The sequence below is a fragment of the Porphyrobacter sp. TH134 genome (assembly GCF_002855495.1).
Taxonomy (GTDB): Bacteria; Pseudomonadota; Alphaproteobacteria; order Sphingomonadales; family Sphingomonadaceae; genus Erythrobacter.
Map to the genome: position 1 here is coordinate 22,495 of NZ_PKRO01000022.1, position 25,912 is coordinate 48,406.

A 25,912-nucleotide genomic window follows, 5' to 3' on the forward strand; every position below is an offset into this window, starting at 1 on the left:
TGCGCTTTTGTGCCGTCACACGCAAGATTTGCGCGCAGTCCGCGGCTGTGCGCCCCCGTTATCGCTGAGATTGTGCAAGTGAAATAAGTTATAACTGCGCGCACAAAAATTTCAGGAGAGAGATCATGCGCGTCGGCGTTCCCACAGAGATCAAGAACAACGAATACCGCGTTGGCCTGACCCCGGCAGCCGTGGCTGAATTGACCCGTGCGGGCCACACGGTCGTGGTGCAGGCGGGCGCCGGGCTGGGTGTCGATTTTGCCGACAGCGCCTACGAAGCAGCGGGCGCGGAAATCCTGCCCGATGCAGCCGCGGTCTTCGCAGCCGCCGACATGATCGTGAAGGTCAAGGAACCCCAAGCCGCCGAGGTTGCGATGCTGCGCGCTGACCACGTGCTGTTCACCTACCTCCACCTCGCCGCCGACAAGCCGCAGACCGAAGGGCTGATGGCTTCGGGCGCGACGTGCATCGCCTATGAAACCGTGACCGCTCCCGACGGTACGCTGCCCTTGCTCAAGCCGATGAGCGAAGTGGCTGGCCGCATGAGCGTCCAGTGCGGCGCGCATTATCTTGAAAAGCATCAGGGCGGACGCGGGGTGCTGCTCGGCGGCGTGCCGGGGGTCGAACCGGGCAAGGTGGTGATCCTTGGCGGCGGGGTTGCGGGCGTGAATGCGGCGCAGATGGCCGTGGGCCTGCGCGCCGACGTAACGATCTTCGACATTTCCAACCGCCGCCTGGCCGAGCTTGACGCGCAGTTCGGCAACCAGATCAAGACCGCCTTCGCCTCCTCAGCCGCGATCGCCGATGCGGTGCGCGATGCCGATCTCGTGATCGGCGCGGTGCTGGTGCCGGGCGCCGCTGCGCCCAAGCTCGTCACCCGCGCCATGATCGCGAGCATGCGGCCCGGCGCGGTGGTGGTGGATATCGCCATCGATCAGGGCGGCTGCTTTGAAACCAGCCATGCCACCACGCACGAAAACCCGGTCTTCGTGGTCGACGGCGTGATCCATTACTGCGTCGCCAACATGCCCGGCGCGGTGGCCCGCACCTCCACCATTGCGTTGGGCAATGCGACACTGCCGTTTGTGCTGAAGCTGGCGAATATGGGCGCAGAAGCAGCGCTGGCCGCCGATCCGCATCTGGCCGAGGGGCTGAATGTGTCGCACGGCAAGCTCCACGTCGCTGCTGTGGCCGAAGCACTGGGCCTGCCACTCGGCTGAACGGCATACTGGCATCGACGAACGACCCTTCATCGCCTGTCCCCTGACCGCTAGGCAAGCGGGTAACGCGGGCCCCACGCCCGCCAAGGGGACAGACGATGATGCACAGGCTTTCTCTCACCGCGGCGAGCGCGCTCGCCCTTGCCATCCTTCCCGCAGGGCCCGCGCTGGCGCAGACGGCGCCTGCCGCTGCCTCTGTGCAAAGCGAAGACGCACGGCTGACCGCCTTTCTGGACGCCGAGTTTGCCGAATGGGTGAAGCGCCAGCCGCAGCTGGCAACCCGGCTCGGGATCAAGGACGGCGGCGATCGCTGGAACGACACCAGCGATGCTGCTGCTGCCGCCGAGGTCGAATGGCGCAAGGCGAGCGTTGCCAAGATGCGCGCGCAGTTCGACCGCGCCAAGCTGTCACCCGAAGCACAGGTCAATTTCGATATCTGGGCGCTGGAGGCCGAGCGGGCGGAACTGCAATTCGCCAACCGCATCTATCGCCCGCCGTTCTACTCGCGGCTTTATTCGGCGCACAGCCAGCTGCCCGATTTCCTCGTCAACACGCATACGGTCGCCGATAAGACCGATCTGACAAACTATATCGCCCGGCTCAAGGGCATGCCCGCCGTGCTCGATCTTGCGATTGAACGGACCAAGGCAAGCCAGGCCGCCGGGATCAACCCGCCGCGGTTCCAGATCGAAACGATCATTGCCGGCAGTCGCAATCTCACAAGCGGCGCGCCTTTTGGTGAGGGCGATGATGCCGCGCTCTGGGCCGATGTGAAGGCCAAGACCGAAAAGCTGGTCGCCAATGGCACCCTTCTCCGCGCCGAGGCTGATGCCTTGCTGGAGGAAGCCCGCACGGCCATCCTCGCGCTTGCGCCTGCCTATGGCCGCGTCATCGCATGGGCCGAGGCCAGCTTGCCCACCGCCCCCGGCGGCAAGGTCGGCGCGCTGACGCTGCCGGGCGGCGATGCCTATTACGCTGCCGAGCTGAAGCTCAACACCACCACCGACATGACTGCCGAGCAAATCCACGCCACCGGCCGCAGCGAAGTCGCCCGGATCGAGGCGGAGCAGGATGCGCTGGCCAAGCAGGCCGGCTTTGCTGACCGCCACGCCTATTATGCCGAGCGCGCGCGGTTGAACCCGCCGCGCCAGTATGATGATGCGGCGCGCAAGGAATATCTCGACACTGCCAACGCCTTTGTCGCGCGCACCCGCACGCTGCTGGCGCCGTATTTCGGCACGCTGCCCGCTTACGGGATCGAAGTGGTGCGCGAGCCGGCGTTTTCGGAAGTGGCAGGCGGCGCGGCCCATGCCTCGGCCCCCAGCCCGGATGGCAAGCGTCCGGCCAAGACCTATGTCCACCTCGTCGGCACCGTGCCCGACCCGGCGGCGATGTACACGCTGATGTGCCACGAAGCGGTGCCCGGCCATAATATGCAGGGCGATATTCAGGTGCGCCAGCAGGGCGGCCCGAAGTTCCGCGCGGTCACGGGCTATGTCGCGTTCGGCGAGGGCTGGGCGCTCTATGCCGAAAACCTCTGCAAGGAGATGAACGCCTTCCCCGATATCGCCGCGGATTTCATGCGGCTGGACGCCGAACTGTTCCGCGCCGCGCGGCTGGTGGTTGATACCGGCATTCACGCGATGGGCTGGACCGAGGACGAGGCGGTGACCTATCTCAATGAAACCGGGCGCCAGCCGATCGAGCGGTCACGCTCTGAAGTGCGGCGTTATATCACGCTGCCGGGTCAGGCGACCGGCTACAAGATCGGGATGCTCAAGATCATGGAGCTGCGCGCCCGCGCTGAAAAGACCTTGGGCGACAAGTTCGACATCAAGGGCTTCCACGATCTGCTGATCGCATCCGGTTCGCAGCCGCTGTCGATCCTTGAGCGGCGGGTGGATGAATGGATCGCCGCATCGGCGGGCTGACCACGCCTTGGCCAATAGCCCGGAGGAGCGGTTGCAATCCTCCTCCGGGTGGCCGACACCTGCTGGCCTGAACGCGGCGATCCGCCGGCAGGAGCAGCATGGTGACATCAACAGCAAGCGCCCATCCCGACGATCCCCATTACGTCACCCGCACCGGCTGGCTGAGAGCCGCAGTGCTGGGCGCGAATGACGGGATCATCTCGGTCGCGTCGCTGATTATCGGGGTCGCAGCCGCCACGCCCGATCCTGCGGCGGTGCTTGTCGCCGGGGTGGCTGCGCTGATGGCCGGGGCGATGTCGATGGCGGCGGGCGAGTATATCTCGGTCTCGTCCCAAGCGGATTCCGAACAGGCCGATATTCGCCGCGAGCAGGAGGCGCTGGCGCAGACCCCAGCCGCTGAGGAGGACGAACTGCGCGCGATTTACCGTGCGCGCGGCCTCAGCGCTGAAACGGCTGCTGCCGTCGCGCGCGAACTGACGGCGATCGATCCGCTGGCCGCGCATGTGCGCGACGAGCTTGGCCTGTCGGACCACCTTGCCGCGCGCCCGCTACAAGCGGCACTGGCGTCCGGGGTGACCTTCAGCACAGTGGCGGCGGTCCCGCTGGTGGCGGCGTGGCTGGCTCCGGCTGATGCGATCATTATGGTTGTGGTGGCGGTCTCGATTGCCGCCCTGGCGATCCTTGGCGCGTTGGGCGCCAAAGCCGGTGCCGCGCCGCTGGTGCCCGCGATGCTGCGGGTGGTGGGCTGGGGCGTGTTCGCCATGGCGATCACCGCTGCGGTTGGCCGCCTGTTCGGGGTGAGCGTTTGAAGCGGACGGGCACCGCGCATGGCCCGCCCGCTCCAGCCGTGTCTCAGGATGCTTGCAGCTTGGCTTCGCGGAAGCTGACGAGCTTGCGCTGCTGCTCGTCCCACAAGGTCAGCACCAGCGGCCGCAGGGTTTGCGACAGGGTAAAGCGGTTGACCTCGCGCAGTTCGGGATAGGCCTTGAGCACATCCGACAGCCGGTAAAACGGGATCCGGCTGACGAGATGGTGGACGTGATGCACCCCGATATTCGCAGTGAACCAGCGCAGCGGTTGCGGCAGATCCAGGTGCGAGCTGCCGCGCAGCGCGGCTTCGTGGAACGACCAGTCCGCAGCCTTGTCCCAATGCGCCGCTTCGAACTGGTGCTGGATGTAGAACAGCCACACGCCGGTGGACGCGGCGATCAGCAAGGTGGGGATGATAACCAGCGCCGTGGCGGCAATCCCGAACTGGAACGCAAGGCCGGCTAGCACGATGGTGGTCGCCAGATTGGTGACAATCGCGTTGACCCAATATTGTGACCCCGCCTTCATCAGGCCAATCGGCAAGCGGTGCTGCAGCATGAACAAGTAGGCCGGCCCGATGCCGAACAGCACCACCGGATGGCGATAGACACGATACTTCAGGCGTTGCAGCCGGCTGGCCGACCGGAACTCTTCCACCGTCAGCGTATCCACATCGCCAAAGCCGCGCGCATCAAGATTGCCGGTGTTGGCGTGGTGCAGCGTGTGCGACCGGCGCCAGCAATCATAGGGGGTGAAGGTCAGCACGCCCAGCGCCCGGCCGGTCCAGTCATTATGCGCCCGTTTGACGAAAAACGCGCCATGACCGCAATCATGCTGGATGATGAAGACTCTGAGCAAAAACAGCCCGGCCAGCGGGGTGAGCAGCAGCGCGGCCGCATAACCGGCCTGGACCGCAGCCAGCATTGCCAGAACGATGCCGATGAAGGGGATGACGGTGATCGCCAGTTCCCAGATGCTGCGTCCGGCCTGCGGGTTCGAGAACGGTTTGAGGTCGGCGACAAGTTTGCGCGGTTCAAGCGGAGCGGGGGTGAGGGTAGCGGTCTGGTCGGACAGGGAAAGTCTATGCAAGGTCGTCAATTCCGGCTGTTGGTGCCCGCGTCCTTGTCGGCCCGCCAGATGCGGCGGTCAACCCGGCTATGGGCGTGCTGTGGTATTGCTGAGAAAAATGGCAATCAGATTGCGCAGCCCGGCTGGGCGCTGGTTTGCGTTCAGCCGTGATCCGATCCGCAGCCAAGGCGGCACCGGCGGGGTGCGGCTGGCGGCTTGACAGTCGGGCCGTTGCAACAGGCCTGAACCAAGGGGCGGGATGGGGCGACTGTCACGCGGTCAGGCACCGACCCGCGGGTTGCGCACGCGGCTTTGGCGGACCAGTTCGGCCATGCGAATGCTGGCGCCGGCAGCGGTCACGCGGGCATGATCCGCGCCGACCGCCTTGGCCGTTTCCACCGCTTCGGCAAACAACCGTCCGCCAACCGAAATCACCATCGGCTGATCGGCAACTGCCAGGCGGCTGCGTTCGATGGTGGCGCGCAACCGGCTCACCGCATGCTGGCGCAGCATCGCGTCGGACAGACCGATATCCAGCGCATCGGGGTGCTGTGCGCTGACCTGATTGGCGAGCGCTTCGTTGCTGCCGGGAAAGGCCATTTCGACCCGCCAGCCCGCATCGGTGAACTGGTCGGCCAGCAGCGAGGTGCCCAGCATGTGCTGTTCGCCCGGCGCAGTGGCCAGCAAGATGCTGTAGCGGCTGTTCTTCATCGGCCGCCCGTTGGCCTCGTAACGCACCGCGTGTCCGGCCATTTGCAACATGCTCAGCCCGATGGTGAGATCAAGCTCGCTGCATTCATCAGCAAACCACGCATCACCCATGGCCCGCGCCGTCGGCTCGATCAGCAGGGTGAGGATGGCGTTGCTGGTCCAGCCTTCCTCCGCCAGTGCCGCGATAAAGGCGTTAAGGCCAAGATCATCGGCATTCAGCGCCAGCGTCACCAGCTGATCGATCTGCGCTGCGACAGCGACCGGCGCCTTGCGGGCTTTCGCGGTGGGTGCAGGCGCCTGATCGACGCGGCTGTGCAGCAGCAGATCCCAGTCGGAAAACAACCGTGCAGGCGCGATATGCTCGCTCAGCACTTCGATATGATCGTGCCGCGGGTCCTGCTTGATCGAGGTCCACAGCGCATCGAGCTTGTCCGGCGGGCCTTCCAGCGTTTGCAGGAATGCGCCTTCTTCGTAAAGCAGCATGCCGGTGATGCTCATCGAACGGTTGCGCCCGCGCGCTTTGCCGACCAGCGCGTGCAAATCGCCGGCGCTTGGGGAGGCCGTGGCGATGCTCTTGTATGTCAGGCAACCAATCCAGCCTGAATCGCCGGCAGCGCTGCTCGAATCTTGCAACATCAGCTTGTCCCCTCGTCAGCGGCAGGGGATCAGCGGTTGGCGGGAACGCGGAGGCCCCTTGCCTGAATTACCCGGTAGATGATCCCCATCCACCACCTTGTCTGCGCTGACGACAGTGCGGCTGCTACAACCGACTCGCCGCCGCCCGGTTCCGATCTTTTTTATCGGGCTGCGATGGAACATCAGGCAAGCGGGCCAAACCGTCAAGTGACAAGCGTGCAAGCCGGCGTGATTGCCCGCTCCGGCAGGATACCCTTGATCCGGATCGGTGCCCTGTTCGTCGATTAAGTCACGCGCTTCGTCGTGTGGCGGGCCCGGTGGCGGGGTGGGGTTGCTAGCGCTGCAACAACGGGGGCGCACCGCGCCGCAGCGCGGGTGCATGGCCGATGGTCAACACCAGCGCGCGCATGGCCCCGTCGCAACGCAACTGCCGGACGCCCTTCTGCTTCCTGAAGGGCGGGCCTGGCCGGGATGGGGAGTAAACATATGGATCGCAGGGATTTCTTGGCGCTCAGCACCTTTTTTACAGGTGCCGCGCTGTCGCCCTCCATCTTCGGCAAGGCGATTGCCGCCAGCCAGTTGCAGGATGGGATCGAAATGGCCGTCAAGAAACGGCTGGCTGACGCAGCGCTCAGCGCGGCGACCGCTGCCGGGGCGACCTATTGCGACGTGCGCGTCGGGCGCTACCTGCGCCAGTTCGTCATCACCCGCGAACGCAATGTCGAAAACATCGTCAACACCGAAAGCACCGGCACCGGGGTGCGCGTGATCGCTGACGGGTCGTGGGGCTTTGCCTCGACCAACACGATGACCGAAGATGCTGTCGCCGAAGCCGCCCGCCAGGCCACTGCGATCGCCAAGGCGAACGCCCGCATCCAGTCCGCAGCGGTCCAGCTTGCGCCCACGCCGGGGGTCGGCGAAGTCAGCTGGCGCACGCCGATCAAGAAGAACGCGATGGACGTGCCGATCGCGGACAAGGTCGACCTGCTGATGAGCGTCAACGATGCCGCGCTGGGGGCAGGCGCCAGCTTCGTCAATTCGCTGCTGTTTCTGGTCAATGAACAGAAGTATTTCGCCTCGACCGACGGGTCGTACATCGATCAGGATGTCCACCGCATCTGGGCGCCCATCACTGTCACGGCCGTTGATACCGCGACCGGCAAGTTCCGCTCGCGCGAGGGCCTGTCGGCACCGATGGGCCTGGGCTGGGAGTACATGGACGGGCGCGCCGAAGACAAGTTCGTGCTGCCCAACGGGCTCACCACTTACGGTAATTCCTATGACATGAAGGAAGACGCCATTGCCGCCGCCAATGATGCGCAGGCCAAGCTGAAGGCGCCTTCGGTCAAGCCGGGCAAGTATGATCTGGTGCTTGATCCCAACCATCTGGGCCTGACGATCCATGAATCGGTCGGCCACCCGCTCGAACTGGACCGCGTGCTGGGTTACGAGGCGAACTACGCCGGCACCAGCTTCGCCACCATCGACAAGCGCGATGCCGCCTTCAAATACGGCAGCGAGATCGTGAACCTGTTTGCCGACAAGACCCAGCCCGGAAGCCTCGGCGCGGTCGGTTATGACGATGAAGGCGTGAAGACCAAGCGCTGGGATCTGATCAAGGACGGCACGCTGGTCGATTATCAGACCATCCGCGATCAGGCCCATATCGTCGGCAAGACCGAAAGCGATGGTTGCTGCTATGCCGATAGCTGGTCGTCCGTGCAGTTCCAGCGCATGGCGAATGTCAGCCTCGCGCCCGGCAAGACCAAGATGAGCCCCGCCGATATGATCGCAGGGGTTGAAAACGGCATCTACATTGCGGGCCGCGGATCGTTCTCGATCGACCAGCAGCGCTACAACGCGCAGTTCGGCGGAACGGTGTTCTACGAAATCAAGAACGGCAAGCTCGGGCCAATGATCGAGGATGTCGCCTACCAGATGCGCACGCCGGAATTCTGGGGCGCCTGTTCGGCGATCTGCGACGAAAGCGATTACCGCCTGTTCGGCTCGTTCTTCGACGGCAAGGGTCAGCCCAGCCAGATTTCGGCCGTGAGCCACGGTTCGTCGACCACCCGGTTCGACGGGGTCAACGTCATCAACACCGCCCGGTCGCTGGGTTGAGCCAAGCGCAGGAGAAGCAGACATGAGCATTCTTACAGAAGCGCAGGCGAAAGCCATTCTCGACAAGGTCATCGCCTTTTCCACCGCCGACGAAGCCAGCGCGCAGTTGAGCGGCGGCACGCGAGGCAACGTCCGGTTTGCGCGCAACGATATCTCCACCTCGGGGATCGTCGATGATGTCGAACTGGCCGTGCAGGTCGCCTTCGGCAAGCGGGTCGGCACCGCCACCATCAACCAGTTTGACGATGCCGCGCTCGAACGGGCGGTGCGCCGGGCCGAGGATCTGGCCAAGCTGGCGCCGGAAAACCCCGAATTCATGCCCGCCGTGGGCAAGCAGACCTATCAGGCGACCAACACCTTCAGCAAAGCCACCGCGGCGCTGACCGCAGAGGCGCGGGCCAAGATCGCCGAAGCGTCGATCCTGCCCTGCCGTGACAAGGGTTTGATCGCCGCGGGTTTTCTTGAAGATGGCAACACCTTCTTTGCCCATGCCAATTCCAACGGCAATTTCGGCTATCAGCGGTCGACCGTGGCCGATTACACCTGCACCGTGCGCACCGAAGACGGGCGCGGTTCCGGCTGGGTTGCCAGCAATGTGCAGGACGTTGCGGCGATGGATGCCGGCAAGGATGTCCAGATCGCGATGCGCAAGGCGGCGGCCTCCGCCGATGCCCAGGCGCTGGAGCCGGGCAAGTATACCGTCATCCTTGAACCGGCGGCGGCTTCAGGCCTCATCAGCTTCATGATGAACTTCTTCGATGCGCGCTCGGCCGATGAAGGGCGCAGTTTCCTGTCCAAGCAGGGCGGCGGCAACAAGATCGGCGAGCAGATCATGGACCCGCGGGTGAATATCTACACCGACCCGGCCCACCCCGGCGTGCCCGCCATGCCGTGGGACGCGGACGGCCTGCCGCGCACGCGCACCACGATCATCGATGCGGGCAAGGTCGCCAACCTCCAGTATTCGCGGTATTGGGCGGCAAAGCAGGGCAAGCCGGAAACCGCCGGGTGGGGCAACACGATCATGGAGGGCGGCACCAAGTCGACCGCAGACCTGATCGCCAGCACCGAACGCGGCATTCTGGTCACGCGCACCTGGTATATCCGCATGGTCGACCCGCAGACCGTGTTGCTGACCGGGCTGACCCGCGATGGCACCTTCTACATCGAGAACGGGCAGCTGAAGTATCCGATCAAGAACTTCCGCTTCAACGAAAGCCCGGTCATCATGCTCAACAATATCGAAGAGCTGGGCCGGTCGGTCCGGGTCGAGGATGGCAGTTTCATGGTGCCGTCGATGAAGATCAGAGACTTCACCTTCACCTCGCTGTCTGACGCGGTCTAATCTTCCGGCGATGCGGGCGCGGGTGATATGAGCAAGACGGCGATCACCCGCGCCGGCTTTCTGCGCCTGGCCGCCGCCGGGCTGGCCAGCGCGCTGACCGCCCGCCCGCTTGCCGCCGCCCCGCGCCCCGGCGGTGCAGCGGCGGGCGGCTATGATTTCTGGTTCACCCGCCTCAAATACAATTCGGGCGATTGGGATGTGGACCAGCGCATGCCGGCCAACCTCATCACCTCGCTGATCGACTATACCAACCTGCGGGTCGATCCCAAGGAACACACCCTTGCGCTCGCCGATCCGGCGATGCTGTCAGCCCCGTTCTGCTATCTTGCGGGCCACAAGGCGGTGGAATTTTCGCAAGCCGAGCGCCGCAACTTTGAACGCTATGTCCGGAACGGCGGCTTCGTGTTCGTCGATGATTGCAACCACGATATCGACGGGTTGTTCGCCAAGTCGTTCGAGGCGCAGATGGCGGGGATCTTCGGCAGTACAGCGATGAAAAAGCTGCCCAATGACCACCCGCTCTATTCCAGCTTCTTCACGTTCAAGGGCCCGCCCGCGACCAGCTTTGAACTGAATGGCTGGGGCGACGACCTGATCCACGATTACCTGAAGGGCATCACCATCAACGGCCGTCTGGGCGTGCTTTACAGCAACAAGGACTATGGCTGCGAGTGGGACTATGACTGGCGCAACAAGCGCTTTCTCGCCGAAGACAACACCCGGTTCGGGGTGAACATCATCATGTATGCACTCAGCAATTGAAGGGTTTTGACGAGGTGGCTCAGCAAGCTGCGGCGAACGCCGCCGAGATCGAACAGCGCACCGCCAAGCTTGGCGCATTGAAGCGCGCGATTGCCACTGCGATCGTCGGGCAGGAGGATGTGGTCGAACAATTGCTGATCGGGCTGCTGGCGGGCGGGCATTGCCTGCTGGAAGGCGTGCCCGGGCTGGGCAAGACGCTGCTGGTGCGCACCTTGGGCGAGGCGCTGGAGCTGGATTTCCGCCGCGTGCAATTCACCCCCGATCTCATGCCGAGCGACATTCTCGGCACCGAATTGCTGGAGGAGGATCATGGCACCGGCCACCGGTCTTTCCGGTTCCAGCAAGGCCCGGTGTTCACCAACCTGCTGCTGGCAGACGAACTCAACCGCACGCCCCCCAAGACGCAGGCCGCGCTGCTGGAGGCGATGCAGGAAAAGACCGTCAGCTATGGCGGGCAGACCTATCAGCTGCCCAGACCCTTCTTCGTGCTGGCGACGCAAAACCCGCTGGAGCAGGCCGGCACGTACCCGCTGCCCGAAGCCCAGCTTGACCGCTTCTTGCTGCTGGTGCGCGTCGGCTATCCGACGGCGGAAGAAGAGCGCGATATTCTGGCGCTGACCACGGGCCGCGCGGGCGCTGCGGTGCCCTGCGTGATGCAGGCTGCCGATGTGCTGGCGCTGCAAGCCCATGTGCGCGAGGTCTATCTCAGCGATGACCTGCTCGGCTGGATCACGGCGCTGGTGCGCGCCACCCGGCCCGGCGATCCGGCGGCGCCTGCGGCTGTCGCCGATTATGTGCGTTGGGGCGCGGGGCCGCGCGCCGGGCAGGCGCTGGTGCTGTGCGCCAAGGCGCGCGCGTTGCTGCACGGGCGGCTGGCCGCCACGCGCGAGGATATCGCCGCGCTGGCCGCCCCGGTGCTGCGCCACCGCCTGCTCTTGTCCTTCGCCGCCGAGGCCGAGGGCAAGAGCGCCGATGATATCGTCGCCGCGCTGCTCGCCCACCTGCCGCCGCCTGCAGCCTGACCGATGGGGCGCACGCCGCTCACCCTGCCGCCCGAAATCCGCAGCCGGCTGAGGCGGCTGGCCCTGCGCACGCGCCGCGATTTGGGGTCTGGTGGGTTCGGAATGCATCCCAGCCGCAACAAGGGCGCGGGCCTCGAATTCGCGCAATACCGCGCCTACGAGCCGGGGGACGAGCCGCGCCGGATCGACTGGAAACTGTTTGCCCGCTCCGACAAGTTCTTCGTGCGCGAGGCCGAGCAGGAAAGCCCGGTCGCGGTCTGGCTGCTGATCGATGCCAGTGCCTCGATGGCGCAGGCTGACCGGGCGCGGCCCGACTGGTCGCGGCTGGATGCGGCCAAGCTGCTGGCGCGGTGCGTGGCCGAACTGGCGCTGATGCAGGGCGACCGCTTCGGGTGGATCGCCTTGCAGCAAGGCGCGCTCGCTCTGGCGGAGCCGCGCGGCGGGCGCGCGCAGCTTGACCGCTTTCAGATTGACTTCGCGCAGCTGGATGCTGGGGGCACCTTTCCCGATGCCGCCACGCTCGCCCCGCTGTGGGAACGGATCGCGCCGCACGATCTTGTGATCTTCCTCAGCGACTGTTTCGATGAGGGCGGGATCGCGCTGATCGAACGGCTGGCCAAGGCCGGGCGCGAGGTGCTGGCGGTGCAGATGCTCACGGTCGAAGAACGCGATTTCCCCTTCGACGGCGGTTACCGGTTCCGCGATCAGGAAAGCGGCGCGGCGCTGATCGGTGACGGCAAGGGGTTGCGCAGCGCCTTCCTTGCGCGCTTCGCCGCTGCCCGTGCAGAGCTTGACGCGCGGCTGGACAAGGCCGGGATCCGCCACACGGCCTATGTGCTGGACGAGGCGATCGACCGGCCCTTGCACAGCTTCTTCGGCCGGGGAGGCCTCCCTGCGTGACGCCGTTGCTGCTCGCCCCGCTTGGCCTTGCCGCGCTGGCGGCGCTGGTCATTCCGCTGCTGATCCATCTGCGGCGGCGGACCGAGGAAATACCGGTGGATTTCGCGGCGCTGCGCTGGCTCGATCCGCTGCCGCGTCCTCGGCGCAAGCTGCGGTTTGACGAATGGCTGCTGCTGGCCTTGCGGCTGCTGCTGATCGCGCTGTTGGCGCTACTGCTGGCGCGGCCTGCGGTGCTGGGGTGGGACGATGACAGCGCGCGCGTGATCGCTGCCCCCGGCGTCGATCCCGCCGCCGCCCGCGCTGTGGCCGGGGCGGAGGCCGACCTCCGCTGGATCGCGCCGGGCTTCCCGGGGATCGACGGTGCGCCCCCGCCCCCGCCCGCGCAGGTGTCAGCGCAAACCGCCAGTCTGATCCGCCAGTTCGATGCCGAACTGCCGCCGGGTGCGCCGCTCACGATTCTGGTGCCGCCGGTGCTGGACGGCGTCGATGCCGAGCGGCTGCGGCTCACCCGCAAGGTCACGTGGCAGATCGCAGGCAGCCCCGCTCCCGAAGCGACGCCCGCCCCGCCGCCCAGCCCGGCCCTGGCGGTGCGATACGCGCAAGGGCAGGGTGCGCCGCTGCGGTTCTTCCGCGCCGCCGCCGCCGCCTGGAGCGACACGCCGCGCTTTGAAGCCGCGGCCGGAGCAGCGCTGCCGCCGCGCGGGCAGGTGCTGGTCTGGCTGACCCCAGGCCCCGTGCCGCAAGCCGTGACCGACTGGATCAGCGCAGGCGGCACCGCAGTGCTGGGCACCACCGCTGACATCGCCATGCCTGCCGCGAGCGCGCCGCTGTGGTCCGACGCGGCGGGGAACGTGTTGGTAGAGGGCGGGCCGCTAGGCGCAGGGCGGGTGCTGCGCTTTGCCCGGCCGCTGGTGCCATCGGCGATGCCCGAACTGCTCTCCCCCGATTTTGCCGCCACCTTGCGCGATCTCGTCAGCCCGCCTGCGCCGCCGCCTGCGCGGGTGGCTGCCGCCACCTTCGCGCCGACCTCAGGGGCTGCGCCCTATGCTTTGCTGCCGCGTGATCTTGCGCCGTGGCTCGCGGTCATCATCACCCTCGTCTTTCTGGCCGAGCGCTGGCTTGCCGCCCGGCGGCGCAGGTTTGCCTTATGAGCCGCGAGGATCGGTTCCACGATTGGGTCCGCCCCGCGCGCCGCCGCGCTGCGCTGGACCGGGTGCTGGTGGGGGCTCCGCTGGTGACCGTCCTTGCCGCGCTGGCGTGGGCCATGGGCGGAGTCCTGCTGGCGCTGGGCGTTTTCATCGCCGCCGCCGCAGTGCTGGGTTGGAGCGCTGCGCGTCTGATGGCCCGCCTCGACCGGGGTTGGCTGGTGCGCCGCCTCAACGCGCGCGAGGCCAGCCTTGAAGACAGCGCCGCGCTGCTGTTTGCGCAAAGCCAGCTCGCCCCGCTTGAGCGCTTGCAGGCCGAACGCATCGCCGCGCGGATCGAGACGATTGAACCGGCCAGCCTTGCCGATGACTGGTCGCAGCGTCGGATCGCGCTGGCCTGGGGTCTGGGCGCGCTGGCGCTGGGGGGGATCGCCCTCTGGCAGGCGCAAGCATCCGCGCCCCCGCCGCTTGCCCCGGCGGCGCAGACCACCGCTGCCGCACCGGGTGAGCCGCGCCTCACCGGCCAGCGCGTGCGGATCGTGCCGCCCGCCTATACCGGCCTGCCCGCGCGCTATGCCGACAGCCTCGATATCCGCGCGCCGCTGGGGTCGCGGATTGAATGGACGCTTGCCTTCACGCCGCAGCCCGATGCCGCCGCGCTGCATCTGGTGGGCGGCCAGCGCATCCCGCTCGCGCGGGGGGATGAGGGATGGAGCGGGTCGCTGCGGCTTGATGTGCCCTCGCTCTACCGGGTCACCGCCGCAGGCCTGCGCGCGGCGCAGCCCTCGCACCGGCTGGAACCTATTGCCGACGAGCCGCCGCAGGTGCGCGTCGTCGAACCGGCATCGGGCCTTGTCACGATGCAGCCCGGCCAGCGCAGCTGGCGCATCGTGTTCGAGGCGAGCGATGATTACGCGGTCGACCGGCTCGCCCGCCTGACGCTGACCACGGCCATCGGCGAGGGCGAGAATGTCCGCTTTTCCGAACGCAGCCAGACCGTCACCGGAACTGGCGATCCGCGCCGCCGCCGGTTTGTGATCGACCTGCCGCTCGCGTCCTTCGGGCTTCAGCCGGGCAGCGATCTGGTGGCGCAGCTGACCATCGCCGACACCCGCACGCCGGGCCCGCAGGTGGTGCGCGGCCCCGGTGTGATCCTGCGTTACCCCGCGCCGCGCCCGGCCGAGGCCGAAGGGCTCGACATGATGGCCAAGCAGCAGATGCCCGCCTATTTCCGCAGCCAGCGTCAGGTGATTATCGACACCGAAGCCCTCATCAAACAGCGCCGCAACCTCAGCGCGGACGACTTTATGGTGCGATCCGACACCATCGGGGTCGATCAGCGCCTGCTGCGGCTGCGCTATGGCCAGTTTGTCGGGATGGAAGCGGAAGAAACGCCGCGTCCCCCCATGCCCACCGCCGACAAGGATGCTCCGGCCGAGCCTGAACATTACGACGGTGACGGCCACGATCACGGCGCTGCGCCCGAAAACCCGGTGTTCGGCGATCTGGGCAATATCACCGCCGAATATGGCCACGTCCATGACGAGAGCGAAGCGGCAACCTTGCTCGACCCGGACACCCGCGTGCTGTTGAAGGCGGCGCTCGATGCGATGTGGGAGGCGGAAGTGAACTTGCGGATGGGCAAGCCCGAAGCCGCTCTGCCGTTCGAGAACAAGGCGCTCGATTACATCAAGCAGGTGCAGCAGGCGACGCGGATTTACCTGCCGCGGATCGGGTCACAGCAGCCGCCGATTGACACCGCGCGGCGGTTGACGGGCAAGCGCGAAGGCATTGTCGGCGGCGGGGCGCAGCTCACCCCCTTCGTGATCGAGGACGCGGTCCCGGCGACCGCATGGCGCGCGCTGGCGCAGCCGGGGGCGATCGATCTGGACGGGCTCGGCGGATGGGTGCGAGCCAACATGGCGCGCATCGGTGAACCGCTGGCGGTGCTGGCGGCGAATGACGCGCTGCGCAATGACCCTGCGTCACGGGCGCTGCGGGACAGGCTGCGCGCCCAGCTGTGGACGGTCTTGACCCGTCCGCCGGCGCAGGTGCGGCGGCGTTCTGATGGCGGCACAACCGGCCAACGCTATACGCAGGGCCTGCGCTGATGCCTGGGCCTGAAACCCTTGCCGCACTGCTGACCGGTGCGGGCGCGCTGGCTGCGGCGGTCCGTTTTGCGCTGCTGCGGCGCGGCTGGCTGACGTGGGCGCTGGCGGGGCTGTCGCTGGTGAGCGGTCTGCTGCTCTGGCTGACGCTGTTTCCGCCGCGTTTGCCGATTGGCGGGGAAACCCTGCTGGTCGCCACGGCGGAAACGCCGCCGGGCACGCGCGTTGGAGCGGGCGAGCGGCTGGTTGCGCTGCCTGAAGCCCCTCCCCTTGCCGGGGCTGAGCGGGTGCCCGATCTGGCGACCGCGCTGCGCCGCCACGACGCCGTCCAGCGCATCCGGATCCTGGGACGCGGTCTGCCCGCACGCGACCGGGATGGCGCAGCCGGGTTGCCCGCTGCCTTCACGCCCATGGCCCGCCCGCGCGGGTTGATCCGGCTGGAACCCCCCGCCGATACGCCTGCCGGCGCGGCGTTTGCGCTGGCAGGTGAGGCGTCCGGGCTGGCTGGCGGCAGTGCCGAGCTGCTCGATCCCGCCGGGCGCCGGGTGGATGTGCGGGCCATCGGCGATGATGGCAGCTTTACCCTCGGCGGCACCGCGCGGGCCCCGGGGCTGGCGCAGTTCACGCTGCGGCTGCGTGGGCGTGACAAGAGGATCGTGTCAGACACCCCGGTTCCGCTGCGCACCCTGGCCGAGCCTGCGCCCCTGCGCGCGCTGCTGATCGGTGCGCCCTCGCCCGAAGCCAAATATCTGCGCCGCTGGGCCGAGGATGCGGGCATCGTGCTGCAAAGCCGGCTGGATGCGGGCGGGGGCGTTGATCTGGGCGGTGATGCGGTGCGGCTTGATCCGGCCTCGCTGCGCGCGGTCGATGTGGTGATTATCGATGATGTGTCGCTGGCGGCGCTGGGCAGCGCCGGGCGCACCGGGTTGGCGCAAGGGGTAGCCAGCGGGCTGGGCCTTGTGGTGCGGATGACGGCGCCCGCCACCGCTGCTGCCCGCAGCACCTGGCGCGCGCTGGGCCTGGTGACCGAAGGCGGCAGCGACATCGTACCGGTTGCGCTGGCTCCGCTTGCGCCGGACGCCGATGCCCTTACTGTGCTGCGCGGACCCGGTTCCCCTGACGCCCCGGCAGACGTGAACGCGGTGGATGACCCTGCCCCTGATCTGGGACGCTGGGATATTCGCACCGGAGCGGATGTCGTGGCCGCTGTGACCGACGCTGACGGGGGCATGATCGCAGGCTGGCAGCAACGCGGGCAGGGGCGCGTGGCGGTGTGGACGGTCGCCAACAGTTTCGCGCTGGTGCTGAACGGTCAGGCCGACCGTTATCAGCAATGGTGGAGCGACACCCTCAGCGCCGTCGCGCGTCCGGCCAGCCAGTTTCGTCCCGAGGTGCCGGCCCTCGTGCGCGCGGGCGAGCGAATGGCGATTTGCGCGCTTGCCGGACCGGCGCGAGTGATTGCGCCGGACGGGGCCGAGGCCGTGCTTGCCATCGATCCTGCCGCAGGCTCGCGGTCATGCGCGGCCTATTGGCCTTTGGTGCCGGGGGTGCACCGGGTGGTAGCGCAGGCAGGCCCGCGCCAGCAAACCTTCGCCATGCTCGTCCTGCCCGAAACCGCGCTGGCGGCCATCCGGGCGCGGGAAACGGGTGAGGCCACCAGCCTGTGGGCTGCTGCCCAGACCGCGCCGGCCTCTGCCGCCGCCGCCACAACGCCAGAACGCCGCGGCCCGGCATGGCCGTGGCTGCTGGGGTGGCTGGTGGTGAGCGCGGCCCTGTGGCTTGGCGAGCGCGCGCTGCGCACAAAGCCTGCGGCGTAGCGCTGACCCCGTCAGCGCCAGCCTCAGGTGCATTGGCGGATCACCGCATCCAGCGTGTAAATGCCGCCGTCCGGCGACACCGCGATGATGGCGCCGTCGTCCATGCAAATGCCAAGCCGCGCCGCCTGCTCGGGATCAAGCGCCAGTTTGAATGTGCCCGGCTTGACCTGCTCGATGAAATAGGTGCCGCCCCGCTCGGTCCGGGTCGATGCGGCGATCGCGCCCTCTTTGTCCAGCAGCAGCAACCGCAGGCCCGAAACCCCGCGCGCGCTGTCGGTCCCGGCAAAGGTGATGGTGCCTTCAATCTCGCTGAGGGCGACGACCGGGAAGTCCATCACGTGGAAACGGCCCGCGCGCGGCACGATCTCGACCCCGCGGGACACCGGCGCCAGCAGGATATCGGGCAGGCTGGACGGATCGATCTGCACCGCAACCGGGTTGCCATTGCCCAGCCGCGTCAGCTGCGCCAGGCCCTGCGCATCGGTGGTTGCCGTGGTGTTGAACACGCTGAACACCGCGTCCTTCAGCGGCACATCGCCCGCGCCAAAGGTGCCGTTGCCATCCTTGTCCTGAAACGCCCGCAGGCTGACAGCCCCTGACGAGGCTTGCCCCGGCGGCGCAAAAAAGGCGCTGCGCGTTAGCGGATCGCGGCCGAAGCTGAAGCCGATCCGCAGCGCGATCGAATAGGCCTTCTGCTGAAAGGCGTAATTGCCATCGACCGCCAGCGTAAACCGGTCAAACTCGCGCACCGCCGATGCGCCAAAGCCGAACTCGCCGGTTTTGAACCCATAGAACGCCTGACCGCTGACAAGGGTGCGATCATCGACCTGATAGGCGACCTGCGCGGACGCATTGGTAAGCTCGGGCCCTTGCTGCAGGCTATATCCCACCGATGCGCGCAATTGCACCTGCGAGCGGCTGAAGGTGGCAAGGTCGAAATTGCCGATAAGCTGCGCAAAGCGCGTGCCATCGGGGGCAATGTTGCGCGAATATTCCAAGGTGTTCGACAGCACCACACCGGGCAAACGGAAGGAATTGCGCAAGATCGCATCGGTCTCGGCGCGGCCGTCGGCAAAGGCGGTGTGACGGATGCGGGCAGCGACCGGGATGGATTGCGCGGCCAGAGTGATGCTGCCGTTGAAATCCAGTTCCGTGGCGCGGCGCAGGGGATCGCGCGAATTGCTGCGGATTTCGTCGCGAAACCCGCCGCCATATTCAAAGTGGGACAGCGAAAATGCGCCGCCCAGCAGACGCCCGCCAAGGCCCAGCCCGTAAGCGCTGCTGCCGTCGCTGCCCAGCGCGCTGTCAGCGCGGACGGCCAGTGCGCCCAGCCCGGTGCGCAGCCCTGCCGTGGCAATCGACAGATCGCCGCGCTCTTCCTGAAAATAGGCCAGGCTGGTCACTGCGGTGATGCCCGTGCTCAGCCCGTAGGACAACTGGGCGGCGGCTTGCCAGCTGCCAAAGCCTTCAATCGGGTTGAAATTGGGGCCGCGCACGCCCAGCAGATTTTCACCGCGCTGGACGATCCCGACATCATATTCCAGCTGCCCTTGCGCCAGCCGTCCGTCGCCCACGGTAATGCGCCGCACTTCCTCGCGGCGCTGGCCTTGCGGGCCGTAAAACACGAGGCGAAAGATATTGAGCCCGTAATCGACGGGCACCTGGAGGAATTCGTACTGGTCGTTCGCGGCCGCCGCAATCGAGCCGACGAGGATGTCGTTGCGATAGAGTTCGACCTCGTAACCCTTGGGCAGGATGCCGCGCAGATCAATCTGTTCGAACACGGATGCATTCTGGAACGGGCGATTGGTGACATAGGCGCCGCGCCCGGCCTGTCCGCGCAGGCCCAGCGGCATTGACGCGGTGGCCACATCGCCGAACTGGAAATCGGTGGCGGCCAGCGGGCCAAGCAGGCCGCCGTCCGCATCGCGCCGCCCCATCTGCATCAACGAGGCGACCAGGCCATCGCGCGTGGTGGCGGAGATATAGGACTGCGCGGTCATGAAGGCGAGGTCCGCACCGATCCGCAGATCGCCTTCAAGCCGGGTTCCCAGCGGCGAATCCGAGACAGCGCGCACCTCAACGTCGGTCAGCGGCATGGATGCGGCCAGCCACGGCGTCTCCTGCCGCGGCCATTTTGCCTGATCGGGCGCATTGTCCCTTGCGCCAAGCTGCGCGCGTTCGGCTTCGCGCCGCATGCGTTCCTCGAACGGAAAGGGTTCGCGCGTGGCGAGATACAGCGCCTGCGCCCGCAGGTTGGGTTGCAGATCAAGCGGGAAGATTTCGCCGAACACTTCGCTGCGCAGGAACAGCTCGCCATCGAAGGCCTGCGCCTCGCGGGGGAGCAGCGGGCGTTCGCCCCCCTTGGTTGTCAGCACCTGCTCGCGCAGATTGATGGTGAGAGTGCGGGTTTCGTCCAGAAACCAGCCGCTGGCGTAGTTGCCGTCATCGCTCACCCGGATCGCAAGATCGAGAACGCGCGCGATCTCTCCAAGCGGCAGGTACACCGCATCGCGGGTGCCATAGGCGACCACGGTGTCCGTGGCTTCTATTCCCTTGATCTTGAGCTGAAGGATCAATTCGTCATCAAGGGTAAAGGCCGGATCGGCGTCATCGCTGGGAAAGGTGCGGGTTCCGGGCCGGTAATCAAAGCTTTGCTGCTGCTGGCCCCCCAGTTCCTGAGTGGGCGCAGCCACCGGCAGGCTGGCGGCGGGCGTGGTGGGCGCCGGGGCGGACTGGGGGGCGACTTTGGGCGCAGCCGCCACCGGAAGTGCCGCGCTGACCGGCAGGGCCACCGTTCGCGTCCGGCCCTGGCTGGCGTCCGGCGCGATCGGCGGCAAAGCGCCGCCCGGCTGAGCTGAAGGCGGCTCTTGCACGGGCACGGCCGTCCGATCGCTCAGCGCGGGCACGCCAACATGGCCGGGCGACAGGCGATCATACGGCCCGCGCACCAGCGACCCGAAATCATTGGCCGCAGCCACGCGCTGGGCCGGGGCGAGGCTGAAGGTCGATGGCGTCACCGCGGCGAGGTGCGGCAGCGCTGGCTGCGGGCTAAGCGCAGGCTGGGACGCTGCCGGCTGCACGGATGCGGGCCGGGCGATGAATGTGCTGTCGTTCAGCTTTCCCGGCGCTGGCGTGCTGACCAGCGCAGCAACCCTCGGCGGCGGAACCAGCGGCGGCGCAGGCGGCGGCGCGGGCGGCGGCAAGGGGCGCGGATCGGCCGCGTGCCGGGCGTGAAAGGCCCGTCCCTGATCGGCAGCCTGCCATGGCTCGGCTGTCAGCGGCGCGCTCAGCAATCCGGGCAGAGCTGCTATCGCCGCAAGGACACCAAGCGGGCGCATCCTGTTCACGGGACGACAAATGTCTGCCTGGCAAGGGTGACGCCGGGGGTGACATCATCATCGATGAATGTCGCCGTGACAGTCATCCCAGAGCGCAGCTTGCCAAGATCAAACGCCGGATTGACGGCCAGTTGCACCTTGCGGGAAGCAATTTCCGGATAGACGCCGACGCCGCGCGCCACCACCAGCGGCTCGTCCTGTCCGGGCGCTGTCACGATCAGATCGCCATAGGCCGAGCGCGTGCCGCTGCGGTTGATCGTCAGCGTAACTTGCGCGCCGCCTTCGCCTTTGGAGAAAGCGAAGTCCGTCAGCCCGAGTTCAAGCGTGGTCTCGCCGACCCGAACGATCACCGGGATCGAAATGCCGAAGCGCGGGCGGATCGTCACGCCGACTTTGCCGGCGACCTGTTCTTCGCCGCCAATCGCATCATCGATCGAAAGGCCATCATCGACCCCGCTGGGGACCGACACGACAGTAAAGTGCGCGCGGTATTCCCCGTCCGGCAAGTCAGCGGGCGGTCTGGCCATGATACGGACGGTTTGCGCTTCACTGCCCAGCAGCAGCACGCGGCGCGGTGACCAGCGCAGCATATCGCTGGCGGTCTTCACTTTGCTGGTGTCGAGACCTTCGGGCAGGTTGCTGAAGGGGATGATCCGCCCCGTGTCGGTCATCACCATGTTGGCGAGCGAAATCTCGTATTCGCCCTCATACGGCATCTTGTTGTAGAGCCCGACCGACGCGACCCGGGCGCGCTGATCCATCACGATCCGGCGCGGATAGATATTGATGTCGCCCATCCCGCCGACCGAACCTTCGGGCGCTTGGCCCGGAGCGGCTTCGGGCAGCGCGAGCGGCGGTTCGGCTTCGGCTGCGTCTGCGGCCTCGCTGGCTCCCTCCAATGCAAGGCTTTGCGCCATGACCGGCATGGCGCAGCACAGCGCGCCAAACCCGAGGAAACCAAAAATGCCAGAGACGCTGAAAATGCCAGAGACGCTGAAAATCGAAATCTTGCGTGTCATGTTACCGCCCGAAAAACCCTGAAACCCCGGGTCTTCTACGGAAAACATGGTTAACTAATCGTAAGCTTACGCCCGATCAGTCGTAGATTACGGTCACAGCAAACTCGCCGCGATACGAACCGGGTGCCTGGTTGGCATTGATCCGCAAGGTGCCGCCCAGATCGAGCCGATAGACACGATTGCGGCCGACGCCTCCGGTCACCACCAACCGGCCGGTGATCGCGTTCACCGTCATGGTGGCGCTGCCATTGGTTATGCTGATGTTAGCCGGAATGAACACGGTGCCGCCCCGGTTGCCAGCCTGTTCAACGACAAACTGCGCCGGACCGCGCCCGCTGGCGGGTTGCGCCATGCGCGTCGATGAGACGACTTCGCCAACGGCATTAAAGGTGCCGTCAACATTGATCCGGATCGTGCTGGCATTGCCCGGAGAGGCAAAGCGGCCGAACCGCAGATCAGAAATGCGCCGGATGGTCGCCGGATCGGCGACTTCGGCGGCGGCAGTGCCGCTGCTCGCGGCGTTATCGCCGGGCGCTGCGGCTGCGGGGGCGGCGAGCACCGCTGCTGCCAGAGCAGCCCCGAAAAACAGAGTAAGCTGTCGCATAGCGGCTGGCTGACCGGGTCAGGCGGGTGCTGACCAGGGTTCCCGGAACCCCGGCCCGCAACCCGCCCACACGGATCAGTTGTAAGCAACCGTGACGCTGTACGAACCGGTGTAGGTGCCGGCCGATTCGCCGCCAGCGATGCTGAGCGCGCCGCCGACAGAAAACGCTGCGGTGCCCGAAGCGTTCAGCAGGCCCGACGTCGCCGCCGAGGTGGTGAAGGCCATGCTGTCGCTGCCGTTGCTGACAGTGCCGCCGGTGGTGGCGATCGTGAAGGCGCGGTTGGCATCGCCCGCCACGGTGAAGGCATCGGCAGCTTCAACCGAACCACCCAGCAGGGTCACTTCGCCAGTCGCGGTCCCGACGCCGGCCTGATCGACAACCACGCTGCCGCCGGCATCGCCGGTGGTGAAGGTGCCGAAGTTCAGCGCGGCGCCATTGGTGTGCGCAAGCGTGATCGGCGCCACGACTTCAGCAGTGGCAGCGCCCTGTGCGGTCGACGTATCGCCCGGAGCGGCCATGGCGGGGGCAGAGATAGCGGCTGCGGTCACAGCCAGAACGAGAAGCTTTTTCAAGGTTGGTCCCCTTTGGAATAGTTGGTCTTGGCCCATGAACAAGGTGGCGGGCCAACAGGAATCGTCCCTAAGAATTTCTTCCCGTCGTCCCCGTAGTTACCCCAGGCTCTCTTAAAAACTTACTTACCCGGGCTTTGGACGGAATTAACCATAAGCGGCGCGCTCCTCGGTAGAGGGGGTGCGGGGTTGGTTTACCCGGCATAATACGGGTTAGTCAGTTATAGGTGACGATGACCGGCAGGTCGGCGCGAAACACGTCGGGCCGTGTCCCGGCAGGCACTTGCAGTGTCCCGCCGACGAAGAAGCTATCCTGTCCCGCTTCATCGAGAACACCCTCGGCCAGAGCGGTCCCGGCGTTCACGCTGCGCACTCTGATCGCGACCACCGCCAGGCTGGCGCCGGTCCGCGTGCCGCGCGCCCGGATCTGATCGGGCAGGACGATGCGGTAGCTCCTGCGGGGTTCGCCGGCGACATCGAAGCGGGCCGGATGCGCGGCACATCCCGCTTCCCCCGAACAGGTCGATCGCGCCGCACTGGTATAGCGCGGCGGCGATCCGTCAGGGGCAACTTCGACGGTCCCGTCTCCTGCCGTGCCGACCACAATCAAACCAAACGACAGGTCGGATACCGGCACAGCGCGGATCGGAACGATCACTTCCGCTTCGGCGCGGCCTGTGGCCTGTGCGCCCGCCTGTATGCCCGATTGCGCATGACCCGCCTGCGCCGCTGCCAGCATGGCAAAGGCGGCAAACCCGTGCGCCGCCTGCCGCATTCTTTTTGTGCTTTTTGTGCAGGCCGTCATCACGCCCGCTCCCGTTCCACGATCCGGGCGTCGACGATGATCGGAAGCTCGACCGTGGCCCCGCCAAAGGTGCGCGTGATATCCAGCCGACCGCCCACGGTAAAACTGCGCGTACACACGCGGGCGCGGCAACCGGTCAGGCGAACCGTCAGGATCTCGCCCGAGGCGGCGCGGGGATGGCCGGGAAGGTCCGTCTCAAACCCCGACAACCGCGCCTCGACACCGCCCACCCGCACAGTGCCGGGCGCGGACATCACCAGTTCGATCGTGATGTCGAGCACCTGTTTGCTTTCATTCCCGCGGTCATATTCCACTGTGAAGCGCGCAGGACGGGGCGCGCTGCCATCAAGCGCGATAATGGCCGTGTCGATCACGGCGCCCGCCGGGCTGATGCTGCGCGTGCCCTTGCCAAACACCATGAAGGTTCCGAAGCTGAGCTTGCCCTGACTGCGAACGCGCACTTCCTGCGGCTTGGCCATAACCGGAGCCGCCGTCAGCGCTGCCAGCGCCAACAGGGCTGCAAAAATCCCGGCCATGGACCCTGGCTTGGTCATTGATCGGACACCTGCTCCAGCGCCGCCGCGCCGCACTGATGCAGCCGGGCCGGCATCCGATGGTATGAGCGCGCAGCTTAACAAACAAGCAGCACCGCCTGTGTTTCGCAGAAACCCGAAGGATGAGGAAAACCCCCGCACCGCAAGCTGGCGCACCCGACAGGATTCGAACCTGTGACCTCTGCCGTCGGAGGCATAAAATTGGCGGCACTTTCTGCACCGCAATAGAACGAAATGCACAAAGAACCTAATGATCTAACACGAGAAAATACGTTCTCGATATTGCAACTCGTTTGCATTTGTTGCACCGTGTTTGGTCACTTTGCACTTACATTTCACTTACGGATCGGCTAGAGTCCAGACGCAACCCCTGTCCCGCAGGCCCCTATGATGAACAACAAGATCGCTCAGCAGGCGCTACCAAAGACGAAGCCCTATGAACTGCGCGATGCCAAGCTGAATGGCCTTCTGCTGCGGGTACAGCCTTCGGGCGTAAAGACATGGTACCTTGAGTTCGAACGCGGCAAGCGCATCCGGCTCGGTCGGCTGAGCAGTATGGGTCACAGCGAAGCTGTTGAGGCCGCCAAGAATGCACTGGGCCCATACTGGGCGGGGACGGACCCGCGCATCGAGCGCCAGAAGCGTAAGCAGGTGTCGACCTTCGGCAACTTCATCGACGAGCATTATGCGGATTGGGCTGCTGCGCATCAGAAAACGGCTACCGCTACGATCAAGCGCCTGAAGGTCTCCTTCAGTAAGTTTCTGAACATGCCGATGGCGACGATTTCGCCGCTCGACATGGAGCGCTGGCGCGCCCAGCGAATGAAGGACGGCGTGAAGACCAATACCGTCAATCGCGACATCACCGCCATCAAGGCAGCCCTCAACCGCGCGGTCGAGTAGGAGCTCATCGCGGTCAACCCGATCGCCAAGGTGAAAAAGGCGCGAGAGGACAAGGAAGTCCGCGTCCGCTATCTTGATGAGGCAGAAGAGCATCGTTTGCGTTCGCAGCTCAAGAGGCGCGAGCAGGATGCAAGAGACGCGCGGGACCGGACCAACCAGTGGCGGCGGGATCGAAAGATGGAGCCGCTGCCGAGCCTTCATGCGGTTCCCTTCACCGATCACCTGATGCCGATGGTGCTTCTTTCGATCAACACCGGCATGCGCCGCGGCGAGCTGTTTGATCTCAAATGGTCCCATGTGAACTTCGACCGGCGGATCGTGACGGTGTCAGCGCAGACGGCAAAGTCGCGCAAGACGCGGCATATTCCGCTCAATGCCGAGGCATTCGAAACCCTTAAGGCGTGGCGATCGCAATGCGATCTGTGTCAACGGCGGAGTAAAAGTCGGCCATTGGGCGGCGCAAAATCAGGCCACTTGATCCGCGCCTTGGCGAGCGCTGGGAGGGCGTAGCCCGAGCGGG

Annotated in this window: 22 protein-coding genes; 14 read left to right on the forward strand and 8 right to left on the reverse strand. The window is 66.2% G+C overall.

The genetic code is table 11. From position 1 onward, the window contains the following. The first annotated feature begins 125 nt into the window (after positions 1-125). The 3 genes from ald (at position 126) to C0V72_RS10505 (ending at position 3,960) form a co-directional block, all read left to right on the forward strand. On the forward strand, positions 126-1,220 hold the full coding sequence (gene ald / locus C0V72_RS10495) for an alanine dehydrogenase (RefSeq protein WP_101794085.1): 1,095 nt from the start codon (positions 126-128) through the stop codon (positions 1,218-1,220). A 101-nt stretch (positions 1,221-1,321) separates the two neighbouring features. Continuing rightward, positions 1,322-3,151, forward strand: a complete 1,830-nt coding sequence (locus tag C0V72_RS10500; protein ID WP_233999898.1) for a DUF885 domain-containing protein — start codon at positions 1,322-1,324, stop codon at positions 3,149-3,151. Positions 3,152-3,249: 98 nt separating this feature from the next. After that, complete coding sequence (locus C0V72_RS10505; protein ID WP_101794087.1) at positions 3,250-3,960, forward strand: VIT1/CCC1 transporter family protein; 711 nt, start codon at positions 3,250-3,252, stop codon at positions 3,958-3,960. A gap of 43 nt (positions 3,961-4,003) precedes the next feature. Here the strand turns inward: C0V72_RS10505 and C0V72_RS10510 are convergent, their stop codons facing one another. Continuing rightward, positions 4,004-5,050, reverse strand: a complete 1,047-nt coding sequence (locus tag C0V72_RS10510; protein WP_233999900.1) for a fatty acid desaturase — start codon at positions 5,048-5,050, stop codon at positions 4,004-4,006. 258 nt (positions 5,051-5,308) lie between these two features. Then, positions 5,309-6,376 (reverse strand): BLUF domain-containing protein, encoded by a 1,068-nt coding sequence (locus C0V72_RS10515; protein WP_101794088.1) that lies wholly within the window; start codon positions 6,374-6,376, stop codon positions 5,309-5,311. A 78-nt stretch (positions 6,377-6,454) separates the two neighbouring features. Here C0V72_RS10515 and C0V72_RS16435 point away from each other — a divergent pair, with 78 nt between their 5' ends. The 9 genes from C0V72_RS16435 to C0V72_RS10560 all read left to right on the forward strand — a co-directional run bounded on the left by C0V72_RS16435 (position 6,455) and on the right by C0V72_RS10560 (position 17,596). Next, positions 6,455-6,664, forward strand: coding sequence for a hypothetical protein (locus C0V72_RS16435; RefSeq protein ID WP_101794089.1), 210 nt, complete (start codon positions 6,455-6,457; stop codon positions 6,662-6,664). A 198-nt stretch (positions 6,665-6,862) separates the two neighbouring features. Then, positions 6,863-8,497, forward strand: a complete 1,635-nt coding sequence (locus C0V72_RS10525; RefSeq protein WP_101794090.1) for a TldD/PmbA family protein — start codon at positions 6,863-6,865, stop codon at positions 8,495-8,497. A 22-nt stretch (positions 8,498-8,519) separates the two neighbouring features. Further along, positions 8,520-9,842 carry a TldD/PmbA family protein gene (locus C0V72_RS10530; RefSeq protein WP_101794091.1) on the forward strand — a complete coding sequence of 441 codons (1,323 nt, stop codon included), beginning with the start codon at positions 8,520-8,522 and terminating at the stop codon, positions 9,840-9,842. Positions 9,843-9,869: 27 nt separating this feature from the next. Next, positions 9,870-10,604: a DUF4159 domain-containing protein gene (locus tag C0V72_RS10535; RefSeq protein WP_101794092.1), complete on the forward strand. Its 735-nt coding sequence runs from the start codon at positions 9,870-9,872 to the stop codon at positions 10,602-10,604. 14 nt (positions 10,605-10,618) lie between these two features. Then, positions 10,619-11,626, forward strand: a complete 1,008-nt coding sequence (locus C0V72_RS10540; protein WP_101794110.1) for an AAA family ATPase — start codon at positions 10,619-10,621, stop codon at positions 11,624-11,626. A gap of 3 nt (positions 11,627-11,629) precedes the next feature. Further along, positions 11,630-12,526 carry a DUF58 domain-containing protein gene (locus tag C0V72_RS10545; protein WP_101794093.1) on the forward strand — a complete coding sequence of 299 codons (897 nt, stop codon included), beginning with the start codon at positions 11,630-11,632 and terminating at the stop codon, positions 12,524-12,526. Next, positions 12,523-13,677 carry a BatA domain-containing protein gene (locus tag C0V72_RS10550; protein WP_101794094.1) on the forward strand — a complete coding sequence of 385 codons (1,155 nt, stop codon included), beginning with the start codon at positions 12,523-12,525 and terminating at the stop codon, positions 13,675-13,677. The genes C0V72_RS10545 and C0V72_RS10550 overlap by 4 nt, the downstream gene beginning before the upstream one ends. Beyond that, positions 13,674-15,782 carry a DUF4175 family protein gene (locus C0V72_RS10555; protein ID WP_101794095.1) on the forward strand — a complete coding sequence of 703 codons (2,109 nt, stop codon included), beginning with the start codon at positions 13,674-13,676 and terminating at the stop codon, positions 15,780-15,782. Before C0V72_RS10550 ends, C0V72_RS10555 begins: the two co-directional genes overlap by 4 nt. Further along, positions 15,782-17,596, forward strand: coding sequence for a hypothetical protein (locus C0V72_RS10560; protein ID WP_101794096.1), 1,815 nt, complete (start codon positions 15,782-15,784; stop codon positions 17,594-17,596). The genes C0V72_RS10555 and C0V72_RS10560 overlap by 1 nt, the downstream gene beginning before the upstream one ends. A 23-nt stretch (positions 17,597-17,619) precedes the next feature. Here C0V72_RS10560 and C0V72_RS10565 read toward each other — a convergent pair whose 3' ends face one another. From C0V72_RS10565 to C0V72_RS10590, 6 genes are all read right to left on the reverse strand, one after another. After that, positions 17,620-20,946: a hypothetical protein gene (locus tag C0V72_RS10565; RefSeq protein WP_143704570.1), complete on the reverse strand. Its 3,327-nt coding sequence runs from the start codon at positions 20,944-20,946 to the stop codon at positions 17,620-17,622. Beyond that, a complete protein-coding gene (locus C0V72_RS10570; RefSeq protein ID WP_101794098.1) occupies positions 20,943-21,956 on the reverse strand; it encodes a hypothetical protein in 1,014 nt (337 codons plus the stop codon). The genes C0V72_RS10565 and C0V72_RS10570 overlap by 4 nt, the downstream gene beginning before the upstream one ends. Before the next feature lie 76 nt (positions 21,957-22,032). Further along, a complete protein-coding gene (locus tag C0V72_RS10575) occupies positions 22,033-22,560 on the reverse strand; it encodes a DUF4402 domain-containing protein (protein WP_101794099.1) in 528 nt (175 codons plus the stop codon). 75 nt (positions 22,561-22,635) lie between these two features. Then, positions 22,636-23,133 carry a DUF4402 domain-containing protein gene (locus C0V72_RS10580; RefSeq protein WP_172438994.1) on the reverse strand — a complete coding sequence of 166 codons (498 nt, stop codon included), beginning with the start codon at positions 23,131-23,133 and terminating at the stop codon, positions 22,636-22,638. Positions 23,134-23,347: 214 nt separating this feature from the next. Then, positions 23,348-23,935: a DUF4402 domain-containing protein gene (locus C0V72_RS10585; protein WP_101794101.1), complete on the reverse strand. Its 588-nt coding sequence runs from the start codon at positions 23,933-23,935 to the stop codon at positions 23,348-23,350. Next, the gene (locus C0V72_RS10590) at positions 23,935-24,489 is read right to left on the reverse strand and encodes a DUF4402 domain-containing protein (RefSeq protein ID WP_101794102.1); all 555 of its coding nucleotides are present in this window, start codon (positions 24,487-24,489) and stop codon (positions 23,935-23,937) included. The genes C0V72_RS10585 and C0V72_RS10590 overlap by 1 nt, the downstream gene beginning before the upstream one ends. 390 nt (positions 24,490-24,879) lie before the next feature. On the opposite strand from C0V72_RS10590, the gene C0V72_RS10595 reads away from it, so the two are divergent. Further along, entirely contained in the window at positions 24,880-25,392 is a 513-nt protein-coding gene (locus C0V72_RS10595) for an Arm DNA-binding domain-containing protein (protein WP_172438995.1), read from the forward strand. A gap of 177 nt (positions 25,393-25,569) precedes the next feature. Further along, positions 25,570-25,902 carry a tyrosine-type recombinase/integrase gene (locus C0V72_RS10600; protein WP_143704571.1) on the forward strand — a complete coding sequence of 111 codons (333 nt, stop codon included), beginning with the start codon at positions 25,570-25,572 and terminating at the stop codon, positions 25,900-25,902. Positions 25,903-25,912 lie beyond the last annotated feature (10 nt).

Coding starts and splice junctions, on each gene's coding strand:
- C0V72_RS10575 (WP_101794099.1), bottom strand. CDS start 22,560: ATGCGACAGCTTACTCTGTTTTTCGGGGCTGCTCTGGCAGCAGCGGTG.
- C0V72_RS10595 (WP_172438995.1), top strand. CDS start 24,880: ATGAACAACAAGATCGCTCAGCAGGCGCTACCAAAGACGAAGCCCTAT.
- C0V72_RS10535 (WP_101794092.1), top strand. CDS start 9,870: ATGAGCAAGACGGCGATCACCCGCGCCGGCTTTCTGCGCCTGGCCGCC.
- C0V72_RS10530 (WP_101794091.1), top strand. CDS start 8,520: ATGAGCATTCTTACAGAAGCGCAGGCGAAAGCCATTCTCGACAAGGTC.
- C0V72_RS10585 (WP_101794101.1), bottom strand. CDS start 23,935: ATGACGGCCTGCACAAAAAGCACAAAAAGAATGCGGCAGGCGGCGCAC.
- C0V72_RS10515 (WP_101794088.1), bottom strand. CDS start 6,376: ATGTTGCAAGATTCGAGCAGCGCTGCCGGCGATTCAGGCTGGATTGGT.
- C0V72_RS10545 (WP_101794093.1), top strand. CDS start 11,630: ATGGGGCGCACGCCGCTCACCCTGCCGCCCGAAATCCGCAGCCGGCTG.
- C0V72_RS10560 (WP_101794096.1), top strand. CDS start 15,782: ATGCCTGGGCCTGAAACCCTTGCCGCACTGCTGACCGGTGCGGGCGCG.
- C0V72_RS10570 (WP_101794098.1), bottom strand. CDS start 21,956: ATGACACGCAAGATTTCGATTTTCAGCGTCTCTGGCATTTTCAGCGTC.
- C0V72_RS10555 (WP_101794095.1), top strand. CDS start 13,674: ATGAGCCGCGAGGATCGGTTCCACGATTGGGTCCGCCCCGCGCGCCGC.
- ald (WP_101794085.1), top strand. CDS start 126: ATGCGCGTCGGCGTTCCCACAGAGATCAAGAACAACGAATACCGCGTT.
- C0V72_RS10500 (WP_233999898.1), top strand. CDS start 1,322: ATGCACAGGCTTTCTCTCACCGCGGCGAGCGCGCTCGCCCTTGCCATC.
- C0V72_RS10600 (WP_143704571.1), top strand. CDS start 25,570: ATGGAGCCGCTGCCGAGCCTTCATGCGGTTCCCTTCACCGATCACCTG.
- C0V72_RS10525 (WP_101794090.1), top strand. CDS start 6,863: ATGGATCGCAGGGATTTCTTGGCGCTCAGCACCTTTTTTACAGGTGCC.
- C0V72_RS10590 (WP_101794102.1), bottom strand. CDS start 24,489: ATGACCAAGCCAGGGTCCATGGCCGGGATTTTTGCAGCCCTGTTGGCG.
- C0V72_RS16435 (WP_101794089.1), top strand. CDS start 6,455: ATGATCCCCATCCACCACCTTGTCTGCGCTGACGACAGTGCGGCTGCT.
- C0V72_RS10505 (WP_101794087.1), top strand. CDS start 3,250: ATGGTGACATCAACAGCAAGCGCCCATCCCGACGATCCCCATTACGTC.